We start from the raw sequence: 11,523 nt of genomic DNA on the forward strand, positions 1-11,523 counted from the left end.
GCAGCTTCACGACCGGCTTCACCTTCGACCTGTCAGGCGGCCGCGCGACGTATTGAGCGCACGACGGTACGCGAGCCCTGTTCCCGACCGCCGACAAGACACACGCAGGAGACGAAATGACAGCAACGCATCAGCAGAGCAGTAATCAGGCACGAACCGCCACCGCGAGCGCGTGGATAGGCTCGGCGCTGGAGTACTACGACTACTTCATTTATGCGCAAGCCGCCGCGCTGGTTTTTCCGCAACTTTTCTTTCCTTCCCAAGACAGTCGCGTTGCGATCGCCGCGTCGCTCGCGACGTATGGCGTCGGCTATCTCGCACGACCAGTCGGCGCATTTGTGCTCGGCCGTCGTGGCGATACGCATGGCCGCAGGAACCTGCTTCTCACCTGCATGTTCATGATGGGGTTGTCGACGCTCGCTGTGGGTCTTCTGCCGACATTTGCGCAAGTTGGCTTCGCAGCGCCGATCCTGCTCGTGATCCTGCGGCTCATCCAGGGCTTCGCGGTCGCCGGGGAGATCTCCGGTTCCAGTTCCCTCGTGCTGGAGCATGCGCCGCTCGGCCGTCGCGGCTACTTTGCGAGTTACGCGATGCAGGGCGTGACCGCCGGCCAGGTGTTCGCGGCGGCCATCTTCATGCCGCTCGCCTACTATCTCCCCGAGAAGCAGTTCCTGGCGTGGGGTTGGCGAGTACCGTTCCTGCTGAGTGTGCTCGTGCTCGTAGCCGGTTATGTGATTCGGCGGAAAGTGTCTGAGACACCGGCTTTCGTCGATGAAGCGCAACAGCGACAGATTCCCGCGTCCCCCGTCAAGGAAGCATTGCGCGATGGCTGGCGTGATATCGTCCGCATCGCCGCAATCGCGTTGATTGCGATCATCCTCGCGGTGACCTCTATCTTCGGCGCGGCCTATGCGGTACAGCCCGCTTACGGCATCGGTCTTTCGAAAGGATTCTTTCTCTGGATTCCGCTGCTCGCCAATCTGACCGCGATGTTCTTCATTCCCTTCGCAGGCAGTCTGTCCGATCGATGGGGACGCCGGCCGCTCATCATATTCGGCGCGCTTGCCTCGGGTCTGCTGTCTTACGCGTATCTCTATGCGATCAGTCTGCACAATGCCATGCTGGCGATCGTCATCGCGATCGTGATGTGGGGCGTGGTGTATCAGTGCTTCAACGCGGTCTATCCGAGCTTCATGCCTGAGCTGTTCCCGACGCGTATCCGGGTTACCGCCATGGCGATCGGCCAGAACATCGGCACGGCCATTACCGCGATCCTGCCGGCGTTCATCGCGGCCGCCGTGCCGCCCGGCACACAGCACATCCCGTTGATCGTGGGGACGATCACGCTGGTCGTCTGCGGCATCGGCGCGCTAGGCGCATGGACAGCGCGCGAAACCTACCGGCTGCCCGTCAACGCGCTCGGCCAGCGAGATGCAGCACCGGTCAGTCAGGAGGAATACGACAGCCTGCGCACGGACATTCGCAGGAAGAAAACTGCGTCCAACGTTCCCGTTTAACGCGATTTCTGTTAGCGCCGTCCGCGTCAGTCGACGGGCGGTACCGCACCTTCGACCAAGGTCTTGATGAGCCGCGCGCGACGCTTTTCGAGGTCCGCGATCTGACGATCGATGGCTTCGAGCCGTATCCGCTGGACGTCGGTGATCTGGTCGCACGAGCGTGCGCCTTCGATCAGAAGCATGCAGTCCGGAAAGCCGCGAATATCGTCGATGGTGAAACCGGTCGAGATCATGCGCTGAATCTGCTTGACCTGCGTGACTGCCTTCCCGGGGAACATGCGATAGCCATTGCTCGCACGTACCGAGGTGAGCAGACCGTGTTCGTCGTAGTGCCGGATCGATCGCACGCTCGCGCCGGTGAGTTGCGAGAGTTGTCCGATCGTCAGCAGTTCCTGTGGAGGCTTGTCTTTCATGAAAAGCAGGCTAACACAATTCGCTTGACTCTTACATCAGTGTGAGGGTTGAGACTCGGCGCACTGACACTCTCCAAGGAAGGGCAATGAGCTTACGAACGTTCCCTCACTTTCTGGTTTCCACGCTTTCGGCGGCGACCTCGTTCGCGTCCGCACCCGACGCCATCGCAGCACCGACCAGCTATACAATTGCATCGACGGATGGCGTAAGGCTGGCGGTTGAGGAAAGCGGTAACCCGAACGGCCCGCCAATTATTCTGGTGCACGGTCTGCTTGGCAGCCGCCTGAACTGGGAGGAGCAGGTCCGCAGTCCAGAATTACGCCAATACCGGATCATTACATACGATCTGCGCGGCCACGGTCTGTCGGACAAGCCATCCGGCCCGCAGGCATATCACGACGGGATCCGTTGGGGGGACGACCTCGCAGCGGTAATCCAGGGTTCACACGCTCGCAAGCCCGTCGTAGTCGGCTGGTCGCTCGGCGGCGTGGTGATATCAAACTACCTCGCCAGGTATGGCGACCACGCGATCGCGGGCGCCGTGTATGTCGATGGCGTGGTCGAGCTCGCTCCGGGTCAGATCGTCGATCAGCCCGACATTTATCGGGAAATGAATTCGCCCGATCTGAAGACGCATCTGGACGGTCAGCGCACCTTCGTCGGCCTTTGTTTCAACCATCGGCCTGACGCCGACACGTTCGACCGGCTGCTCGCGAACGCCGCCATGGCATCGTGGGACATGCAGAAGGAAGTGCCGACGATGACGGTTTTTGCCGCGGAGGGGCTCGGCAAGGCGCGTGTGCCGCTGCTTTTTATCTACGGCGGTCATGACGCGCTGGTCGACACTCACGCGACGCTGGCCCGCGCGACCGCGCTGAATCCGCACATCGTCAGCAAGGTCTATGCGGACTCGGGGCATGCGCCGTTCATCGAGGAAGCCGAGCGTTTCAATCGCGATCTGGCCGAGTTCGTCAGGTCGGCGTCGCAGCAATGAAGTCACGTTTTACGAGGAGATAACCATGGAGCATGAAGTCGGGAAGGACTTCTTTCCGGGCTTCGCGAGGCTTGACGTCGAAGCAGACGATGTCTCGTTTTGCGGCAGGATCGGCGGGAGCGGATCGCCGGTTTTGCTTTTGCACGGGTACCCGCAAACTCACGTCGCGTGGCGATTGATTGCGCCGACGCTCGCGAAGTCGCACACCGTCATCGTGCCGGATTTGCCAGGGTACGGCGACAGCCGCACCCGCAACGATCAGCCGCGATGGACCAAACGTCGCGTAGCCAGCGCGCTGGTCGCGCTGATGGGCCGGCTCGGGCACGCGCGCTTCGCAGTGGTCGGGCATGATCGGGGCGCTCGGGCAGGATACCGGCTTGCGCTCGACCATCCTCGACGCGTCGCCGCGTATGCCTCGTTGACCGTGATACCGACGCTCGATGCATTCGCAACTATCGACAAGACGTTCGCGCTGAACGCCTGGCACTGGTTCTTCCTGGCACAGCCGGGCGATCTCCCGGAGCGGATGCTTGCGGCTGATCCGGATGTTTATCTCGACACTGCACTGGCGAAGATGGCGGGCGGTCTGGAGCGGATCGATCCTTTGGCCCTCGACGTTTATCGAAGCGCGTTCAGGAATCCGCACGTGCGCCACGCCATGTGCGAAGACTATCGCGCCGCTGCTTCCGAGGACCTGGAGCACGATGCGAGCGATTTGGCTGCAGGCCGAAGGCTTGCCTGTCCGGTCCTGGTACTGTGGAGCGAGAGCGAACAGAAGGCGAGAAGCACTCTGCCCCTCGACGCGTGGTCCCGATGGGCAGCGAACGTGACGGGCAAGGGATTGCCCGGCGGCCATCTGCTGCCCGAGGATGCGCCGAATGAGGTGTTGACGTCCCTTGAGAATTTTTTGGTCGGACAGGTTTAGCGTTGGCTACCGTGAAGACATTGACGATTCGGAGATCGATGGGCAGCAAGATCCCGAAAGTAGATCAATCACGATAACGTGATCCATCGATATCGCGCCCGCAAGCAGTCTATAGAGCGAATGACCGCTTCAGCTCCAAAAGCGCAAATAAGGAGGCCGGGTCGGTGAACGGCCGAGAAGGGTCGCGTGCTGCCGGTCGTAGTCGTGCAAGGCCAAAGCGAATATGCAAATTGCATGAGGTGGCACCCGGCCAATTGTTGCCGGTCGCCTATATGACAAAGCAGTCATTCGATCGGCAGGTGTACATTCGAAAGCCGTCGGATGCACTATGCAAGCATCTACTTCCTCGCAGACGTTCAGAATCCACTGGCCAACAAAGGCTGTATTGATCACTCATGCACAGCGCCCTAGCCATTCGATAAGGTTTGGGTATTCGTGAATGCGCTGCGCTACAAGCCGCGTTCTCATGAGCAGGTCGACCTGACAGGAAACCGAAATGTCAGCGACCGATTTCGCGGTACCCGCAAGCCACTGGTTTTGCGAGAGGAGTGTGTCAATCGACGCGAGATGCGTATCAAGCCGCTTGAGCACCTTCGACAACGGTTGCCTGCCGAGTCCCTGATTGCGAAGTTTTCTCCGATACATACCTTTAACGGCAACTCCGACTGGGAAGCGTTCCCAGCGCGGGCGGCCCAAGCAAAGGGCTTCAATATGTTCGCCCAGCGCGATCGGGTCACCCATTTCAAAGGTTGCCATCGTGTACCAGAAGAGCGACTCGTCAGCCCAGTCTTCTATCAGCATCGCGAACGCGCGCGATTTTGGTTCCGTTGGTATGACCGATGGGAGAGGGACACGGGCTTCCAGAAAAGCGACAATGTCCGTGCTGTCTTGTACACGTTCTCCGTCAAAGTCCAGGACTGGCAATTGCCCGACAGGTGAAAGCGATGCCGCCTTGCGACCAAGCAGACCGTTATAGTCCACCACCGAATATTCGATCTCCTTGTGCCGCAGCACCTTTCGCACCTTCGCACAGAACGGGGACCTCTCCCATTGATGTAAGGTAACAGTCGACATCAGCGCGTTTTCCCTTGCCGCACAAGCGGGTCTCTAGCTGTCCGCTGCGCTCTTGCTAACCAGGCCGGTTGCTATGCCCGCGGTACGGCCCCGTGTCACTCAAAAGTACGAAGCCGTGACGGTGGGAGATACCCCGATCGCTCACCATTCAACACCGAAGCCAAAACATGCATATCGATCCCCCCTCCAGTCAATACCGCGGCGATGCGCTTTCCAGCAAAGTATGGATGCCGTGCTGCGGCAAGTGCGACGGCGCCCGCGCCCTCGACGACGATGTGATTGCTCTTCGCCAGGCAGCGGATGGCTTCTGCCGTATCCTCAAGTGTCGATACGACAACGCCGTCCACCAACGCGTTGAGGTATGGCCAATTTGCATCGAGCACGGTCGGAACACCGATGCCCGAGACCATGGGGGTTGAGTCGACTGGTACTTCGACAATAGCGCCAGCCGAAAGAGAAGAATAAAGCGGGGCCGCCGCCTCAGTCTCACACGCATAGAGTTGCGCATGCGAGCCCCAATTCATGCACGCGAGCGCGATCCCTGTGATCAACCCCCCGCCTCCGAAGGGTACGAGTATCACATCAACATCTGGCAAGTCTTCCAATATTTCCTGGCCAATAGTCGCGTCACCAACGACGACGTCGCGGCACGCACATGGATGCAAGAACGTACCGGTTTCGCCAGCAGGTATTTCACCGCGAAGTATTGCCCACCAGCTTTCGTAATCGACTTCAATAACGCGGGCTCCCAGCGTGCGAAGTGCCTCGATCTTGCTTCGCCCTGCTGTATTGGTCACGTAAACCCTGACCTCCGCGCCTCGGACCCTCGCTGCCTCCGTCACACCAAGAGCGAAGTTCCCCGTGCTCGCGGTGAAAACACCGTTCGACAATTGAGCAGGTGTGAGTCTGGATACGGCATTAAACGCACAGCGTATCTTGAACGACCCGCGCGGCTGAAGGTTCTCGGATTTGAGGAAGATGCTCCGATCTGTGGCATCTGCGTACCTTAACAGAGGGGCGCGTACCACGGTTCCCCGCATCGACTCGGATGCCCTCTCAATGTCGCTTCTGGAGACGTCTCCGAGATAGGCTGGGCCGCTACCGCCATCAAGGGGCTTGCGCGAATGATGCAGGATGTCCGAAAAACTCGTGATGTCCTCGCTTTTTCGGGCGAAGGGTTTATGTTGATCGATCTCTGGAAGCGCCATCTCTCGTCCTCCACTTAGAGCGAGCGCATGAACCTGTCATGCACCAGGCCGCACATCAGCATGTTTCAATAGAGATTTAAGAAACGGAACGACGGCGTTGGCGACCTTCGCGGGAATAGACAACGCGAGCCGTGAGACCGAGACGACCGTAGTTGTGGTTCGAATGAAGTAGGCGCGTAACTGCCCGAGGGTCAAAACCTTGGGTATGTGAACCAGTATAGGATGGGCCGCCGAGCAACGAAGACCCATTTTTCGGAACCGGAGGCCACGATGCCAAATGTGACGACGGCCGTTCCGCCTTGAAACCTGCCGTTGAGACCAGACTGGCCCGAATGGCAGCTCCGGGTCGATAGCACGCGTTCGCCGCTAACCGTCGGGCAGAAGGGCACCCCAAATCGCGCACGGACCTGCCCAAACTGCGCAGCTTCCAGGAACGGCTCTTTGCTCGGCTCGACGCACGAGCGGCAAAGCATGAAAGTTGCTGACCGGTAAGAACGCTGACAAACCGTAATTGCGCAGCCAGTCGGGTGCAATTCAAACGCCACCAGGCTTGTCCAAGCAATGTGGCCCTGCTATCGAGGCGCCGTTATGGCCGGGACGAAACGAATAGCGCACCTCAGGCATGGGCCGCTCTTTCCGAGGGAGGAATCGTGCAAAAGAAAATCGTCATTCGAGCCATCGCGGGAGGCGTTTGCCTGATGGTGCTATCCAGCGCGGCGTTCGCTCAATCGCTGGCGTATTCGAATCAGCCCGTGGACGTTTATGCGGGTCCGTCCGGGGACTATCCGGTGGTCGCGCAAATGCCGCCGAGCTCGGAGCTTACGGTGTACGGCTGCGTTTCCGATTACAGCTGGTGCGACGTCGGAGCGCCCGGACTGCGCGGCTGGGTCTACGGCGAATATCTCGACTATCCGTACCAGGGTACCGAGGTGCCGATCATGTCTTACGGCTTGCAGATCGGGCTGCCGATCGTGGCGTTCTCGTTCGGAACTTACTGGGATCACTACTATCGCGGCCAGCCTTGGTATCACGACCGGGACCGGTGGGCGAATCATCCGCCGCCGATGCGGGGCGGTCCGCCGCCGCATGGTGGTCCGCCGGCAGCGGGCGGTCCGGCCATGAACCCGAGGCCGGTCATGCACGGCGGCCCGCAGCCGCAACCCCAGCCGGGGTACGCTCATGGGCCGGTGCAGCCGCAGCCGGGATACGCGCACGGACGTGCGCAGCCGCCCCGGCAAATGATGGGCGGTCCTCAGGGACAGGCTGCCGTGCACCCGGGCGGTCCGTCCGGTGAGCACGGCGGCGAGGCGCGCGGCGGCAATGAAGACCGTAATCATCCGCCGGATAACCATTAGCGATTGAACGCCTTTCGCCCGCCACCGCTTCGCGATCGCATGGCAACGCGCCTGGCGCCCATGCCGCTCAATTCGACGGATGATCGTCGGCGTGATCGTGAAGCGGGTCCGGGCTCTTTTGCGTCGAGCGCAACACGCCTGCGTCGTCGAAATAGAAGTGAAAGAGCTGGTACCACGTATTGTCTTCCAGGTACCGGTAGGTCCAGACTTCGCGCTTGACGAGCGGCAGGTACATCGTTTCTTCGGGACGGCCGAAATTGACGAGTACATCCGCTCGGGTCCATTTTCCCGGCTCCGCGCGATAGAACTCCAACGGCTGCAGCACCTGGCGGACGTCGACGACTTTGCCGTCCGCGTCGATATCCGCGGCGACGGTGGTTTCGCCCATCGGTTGCGTCGGCCACATCAGACGCTTGCCGCCATTCGGAAGGTCATAGGTTTCTTTAGGCTGGCCTAGTGCGGCAGTCACGGCGGATTCCGGCTCGCCGGCCTTGAAGCGATCCCATGGTTGAACGCAGGCGCTCAAGGCAAGTGTCAATGCAAAAGTAAGCGTGAAGCGCCACACGTGTAAGCGACGTTCATGTGGACAGCCGACCCGCGATTTGCGCCGTGTCATGCCGAGCCTCGTGCGCGATGCGATGCATGAGGGTTGGACACGGCGCGCCGGAAAAGATTTGAGGCAGATCGGCGACGGACGACGGATATCAGGGGTTGATGATTTAAGGCGGTAGGCGGCCAACACCGGCCAGCCAGCGGCATCGCTATAAGCAGTCGTTCAAGGGAGCCCATGCTGCCGTTAAGCTGTATCGTCTCATTCGACCTCCTCCGGATTGAGCAGCGACGTGAGAACGTGATCTGCCCACGATCCGTTGATCTTCAGGTACGAGCGTGCTTGTCCCTCGCGCTCGAAACCAATTCGTTCGAGCAGGCGCGCGCTGCGAGTGTTCTCCAGTTGATAATTGGCCATGATTCGATGCAGTTTCAAATTCTTGAAGACATGCTCGATCGCAAACGTCAGACTCTCACGCATCAGCCCCTGACCTTCGGCTTGCTTCGCGATCGAAAAGCCGAGGTGGCAAGCTTGAAACGGTCCACGGACGATATTGGTGAAGTTGCAGTCGCCAATCACCTCGCCGCTTTCGGGTCTGTGTACCAGTAGATAAAGAGCGTTTCCGGCGGCGTTGTGCTGCTCCATTAACCGAAGGCGTTGGGCTATGGCATCGGCCTCGAAAAAACCGCTGGGTCGCAGCGGTTCCCATGGTTGAAGGTGCTCCCGATTTTCAAGGTAATAAGCTTGCAAATCGCAAGCGTAGCGCTCGCTAGCAGCCCGCAGAACCAAGCGCGCAGTGTGGACTATCTCCGTGGGAAGGCATAACGTCGGAACCGCCATGCTCTCAACCTCAGTAGCGTTTTGGGACACGGAATATACCTGAACTAAATTGTCATATCCCTTTTCCGTGCCCACCTCTTGGAAACTCCCGCGCGGATGGCCGCTTTTCTGGTTCGCGTTTGACGGCTCCGGGTCAGGTAGCGTCAAACGCGTGGGGCAGTAGCCGGCCAGTTTCGGTCATCCGCTCGCGCGCTGCGACGGACACTCGAATGTCCGGTTCATTCGGATAGCGCCCTTTTTGCTTCTGCATAGATTGAAGGCCGCCTGCACCCGTCCCGTCGGACAGTCGTGACGACACAGCGAAGCTGGCACGTTCGATCTCACGCGACGTCCACCACGATTTTCCCGCGTGCGGTGGCGTTCGTGATGGCGTCGTAGGCGAGTTCCGCGGACCGCAGGTCGAACCGGCGAGGATCGAGATTCGGCATGAGCTTGCCGGCCTCGGTCAACCGTGTGGCCTCGCGCAGCACCGCTCCGTGATGCGCGCGATGCATGCCCGTCAGGAGCGGGTAGAGGGTGAAGACTCCTGAGTACGTCGCTTCTCGAAACGACAGGGGAGCTAGCGCATGCGTACCCCAACCCAAGGCGCTGACGACATGGCCAAAATGCTTGACTGCCGCAAACGACGCATCGAGCGAAGGGCCGCCGACGGTGTCGACCACGACGTCGAAGCCTGTGTCCTGCGTCAACGATGCGACATACTGCTCGACCGATTGCGACCGGTAGTCGATGGGCGTAGCGCCCAGACGCGTAACGAGATCGTGGTCGCGTGCACTCGCTGTTGCAAAGACCCGGGCGCCGAGTGCGCGCGCCAGTTGCACCGAGACATGCCCGACACCGCCTGCTCCGCCTTGCACCAGCACAGTTTGGCCCGCTTGCAGATGGGCCCGGTCGACAATGCCGGAATAGGAGGTGATGAACGCGAGGGGCAGCGCCGCGGATTCACGCATCGACAGGTTGGCCGGCTTGATCGCAAGCAGGTCAGCATCGACCGCCGCATACTGGGCCAGCGAGCCCTGAATGCCACCAACGCCGCCCGTCATACCGTAGACCTCGTCGCCGACATTGAAAGCGGTCACGCCGGGCCCCACGGCATCGACTACGCCAGCCATATCGATGCCGAGCACCAGCGGGAGCGGATGCTTCGCATGCGGTGCGCTGCCAGCGCGGATCTTGGCGTCGAGCGGATTGAGACCGCTTGCGGCAATGCGCACGCGCACCTGGCCGTGTGCGGGCTCGGGCATCGAGATTTCGGTCAATTCGAGCGGGCCGTTGTAGCGATTGAGGACGAGCGCCTGCATGGTCATGGTCGTTTCCTATCGGTTGCTTTCCCGTCGAGGGGAGGGTCAATACGTTCATCATGATTTATGCAGAAACCACCCGAATTATTTCGGGCGTGCAATTAATTGATGATGTGCATTCACTCCGATATCGCCTCGAGATTTGCCATGCGCCATGTTATCGGAATGATAGACAAGCAACACAGCATTGTCGTGAGTAAGCGCGGAGGGCGCGATAACCGTAGCTACACCGCGGCCATTCGAGTCGGCAACGAAACTGTTTTCGGTGCCTTTGGCATCTAGAGGAGTGAATCCAACCGGCTTCTGGTCGAAATGGTTCTCGAACAGGCTATAGTGGCCGCCAGGCTTGAGTCGGGAAAAGGCAACAGTGATGCGCTCGGCCCCGGTTGGCAGCGGAGAAAGCACAGCTTGACCTTTCGGAGCTAGCCACTGGCCGAGGGACATGTTGAGAGAGCGGCCCTCTGCGTTAAAAAGGGGAAGGCTGGCATCATCAGACACGAGCGCGTTCCTCAAGCCTGCCACATGGCGAATCCCCTGCGGCCCTACTGCAGCTACAGCCGATGATTCCTTGACGAATACTTGCGGATCCAACGCTGTCTTCTGCTTGGTCTCCTTGGAGAAAAATGCCGCATGGGTCTCGAAGTCGAGTGCCTGGGCTGGCTCAGTGGCTCGTACTATCGGAGCGCTTATAGCCATTAACCCAAGAATGAACGACGCAATCCAATAGCGAATATCTGAAAATGCCAATTTTTTCATGGATTTACTCTTTTTTTTAATGCGGGCGATGGGCTGCGCTGTGGATGCCAATCTCGGCACAACGACCCGCAATTCGCTGGTTGACGGGGAAGCAGCACGAATGGCCGCCTGGTTCCGCGTGGCCGTCAGCCAGATATTACGGCATTCAGCGGCTGAAACAGGTCGCCTTGGAAATTCGCGAGGGACCGGGCGTGGTCGATGCTGTTGAAAAAGTCGATCACCGTCTTTCCCGCGAGGTTTTCAGGTGTCTTCTTACCCTTAGCCGACGTTCGCGAGCGGTTTGTAGACCGATCTAAGAGGTCGATTTTTTCGCCGTCGGATTGAAAAAGCCGTGCAGCGACTTTTTCAACAGCATCGGCCAACGACGGCCCTTCACCAGAGCGCTCAGACGGATACTCAAACGTCAGGTTCACTCCGTTACCCGCCGTTGAACCCCTTGACAGGGAGGCCGACCGCTCCGGGTCGCCTTATTTCACTCGCGTAACGGCGATCCCCCGACGTCTACGTCGGACCGGGTGCGGCCACAAGCCGACGGTGGATACTCAGATCCAAATCGTCGACAATCCGCCCCGCTGCGAAAGCGCCAACA

Annotated in this window: 12 protein-coding genes; 4 read left to right on the plus strand and 8 right to left on the minus strand. The window is 59.8% G+C overall.

What is annotated here, in order from left to right; all coding sequences use genetic code 11:
* Positions 1-116: 116 nt before the first annotated feature.
* Entirely contained in the window at positions 117-1,517 is a 1,401-nt protein-coding gene (locus B0G76_RS15640; protein WP_120293420.1) for an MFS transporter, read from the plus strand.
* Between the two features lie 26 nt (positions 1,518-1,543).
* On the opposite strand, the gene B0G76_RS15645 is transcribed toward B0G76_RS15640, so the two are convergent.
* On the minus strand, positions 1,544-1,930 hold the full coding sequence (locus B0G76_RS15645) for a MerR family transcriptional regulator (protein WP_120293421.1): 387 nt from the start codon (positions 1,928-1,930) through the stop codon (positions 1,544-1,546).
* An 86-nt stretch (positions 1,931-2,016) separates the two neighbouring features.
* Here B0G76_RS15645 and B0G76_RS15650 point away from each other — a divergent pair, with 86 nt between their 5' ends.
* Positions 2,017-2,925: an alpha/beta fold hydrolase gene (locus B0G76_RS15650; protein WP_120293422.1), complete on the plus strand. Its 909-nt coding sequence runs from the start codon at positions 2,017-2,019 to the stop codon at positions 2,923-2,925.
* A 25-nt stretch (positions 2,926-2,950) separates the two neighbouring features.
* On the plus strand, positions 2,951-3,850 hold the full coding sequence (locus B0G76_RS15655; RefSeq protein WP_120293423.1) for an alpha/beta fold hydrolase: 900 nt from the start codon (positions 2,951-2,953) through the stop codon (positions 3,848-3,850).
* A gap of 393 nt (positions 3,851-4,243) precedes the next feature.
* On the opposite strand, the gene B0G76_RS15660 is transcribed toward B0G76_RS15655, so the two are convergent.
* Both B0G76_RS15660 and B0G76_RS15665 read right to left on the minus strand, forming a co-directional pair.
* Complete coding sequence (locus tag B0G76_RS15660) at positions 4,244-4,924, minus strand: glutathione S-transferase family protein (RefSeq protein WP_120293424.1); 681 nt, start codon at positions 4,922-4,924, stop codon at positions 4,244-4,246.
* A 95-nt stretch (positions 4,925-5,019) separates the two neighbouring features.
* Positions 5,020-6,132, minus strand: a complete 1,113-nt coding sequence (locus tag B0G76_RS15665) for a threonine/serine dehydratase (RefSeq protein ID WP_120293425.1) — start codon at positions 6,130-6,132, stop codon at positions 5,020-5,022.
* 650 nt (positions 6,133-6,782) lie between these two features.
* On the opposite strand from B0G76_RS15665, the gene B0G76_RS15670 reads away from it, so the two are divergent.
* On the plus strand, positions 6,783-7,487 hold the full coding sequence (locus tag B0G76_RS15670) for an SH3 domain-containing protein (RefSeq protein ID WP_259460594.1): 705 nt from the start codon (positions 6,783-6,785) through the stop codon (positions 7,485-7,487).
* A 67-nt stretch (positions 7,488-7,554) separates the two neighbouring features.
* On the opposite strand, the gene B0G76_RS15675 is transcribed toward B0G76_RS15670, so the two are convergent.
* The 5 genes from B0G76_RS15675 to B0G76_RS15695 all read right to left on the minus strand — a co-directional run bounded on the left by B0G76_RS15675 (position 7,555) and on the right by B0G76_RS15695 (position 11,347).
* Positions 7,555-8,103: a hypothetical protein gene (locus B0G76_RS15675; protein WP_259460595.1), complete on the minus strand. Its 549-nt coding sequence runs from the start codon at positions 8,101-8,103 to the stop codon at positions 7,555-7,557.
* Between the two features lie 195 nt (positions 8,104-8,298).
* Positions 8,299-8,877, minus strand: a complete 579-nt coding sequence (locus B0G76_RS15680; RefSeq protein ID WP_120293427.1) for a GNAT family N-acetyltransferase — start codon at positions 8,875-8,877, stop codon at positions 8,299-8,301.
* Positions 8,878-9,197: 320 nt separating this feature from the next.
* A complete protein-coding gene (locus tag B0G76_RS15685) occupies positions 9,198-10,184 on the minus strand; it encodes a zinc-dependent alcohol dehydrogenase family protein (protein ID WP_120293428.1) in 987 nt (328 codons plus the stop codon).
* A 78-nt stretch (positions 10,185-10,262) separates the two neighbouring features.
* Positions 10,263-10,934, minus strand: coding sequence for a hypothetical protein (locus B0G76_RS15690; RefSeq protein ID WP_259460596.1), 672 nt, complete (start codon positions 10,932-10,934; stop codon positions 10,263-10,265).
* Positions 10,935-11,059: 125 nt separating this feature from the next.
* A complete protein-coding gene (locus B0G76_RS15695; RefSeq protein WP_147394053.1) occupies positions 11,060-11,347 on the minus strand; it encodes a hypothetical protein in 288 nt (95 codons plus the stop codon).
* Positions 11,348-11,523 lie beyond the last annotated feature (176 nt).

Origin of the sequence: Paraburkholderia sp. BL23I1N1 (assembly GCF_003610295.1) — a bacterium.
In the GTDB taxonomy this organism is placed as follows: Bacteria; Pseudomonadota; Gammaproteobacteria; order Burkholderiales; family Burkholderiaceae; genus Paraburkholderia.

Excerpts from the sequence above, each read along its gene's own strand:
- B0G76_RS15650 (WP_120293422.1), top strand. The coding sequence starts at position 2,017 with ATGAGCTTACGAACGTTCCCTCACTTTCTGGTTTCCACGCTTTCGGCG.
- B0G76_RS15640 (WP_120293420.1), top strand. The coding sequence starts at position 117 with ATGACAGCAACGCATCAGCAGAGCAGTAATCAGGCACGAACCGCCACC.
- B0G76_RS15660 (WP_120293424.1), bottom strand. The coding sequence starts at position 4,924 with ATGTCGACTGTTACCTTACATCAATGGGAGAGGTCCCCGTTCTGTGCG.
- B0G76_RS15685 (WP_120293428.1), bottom strand. The coding sequence starts at position 10,184 with ATGACCATGCAGGCGCTCGTCCTCAATCGCTACAACGGCCCGCTCGAA.
- B0G76_RS15680 (WP_120293427.1), bottom strand. The coding sequence starts at position 8,877 with ATGGCGGTTCCGACGTTATGCCTTCCCACGGAGATAGTCCACACTGCG.
- B0G76_RS15665 (WP_120293425.1), bottom strand. The coding sequence starts at position 6,132 with ATGGCGCTTCCAGAGATCGATCAACATAAACCCTTCGCCCGAAAAAGC.
- B0G76_RS15675 (WP_259460595.1), bottom strand. The coding sequence starts at position 8,103 with ATGACACGGCGCAAATCGCGGGTCGGCTGTCCACATGAACGTCGCTTA.
- B0G76_RS15645 (WP_120293421.1), bottom strand. The coding sequence starts at position 1,930 with ATGAAAGACAAGCCTCCACAGGAACTGCTGACGATCGGACAACTCTCG.
- B0G76_RS15655 (WP_120293423.1), top strand. The coding sequence starts at position 2,951 with ATGGAGCATGAAGTCGGGAAGGACTTCTTTCCGGGCTTCGCGAGGCTT.
- B0G76_RS15690 (WP_259460596.1), bottom strand. The coding sequence starts at position 10,934 with ATGAAAAAATTGGCATTTTCAGATATTCGCTATTGGATTGCGTCGTTC.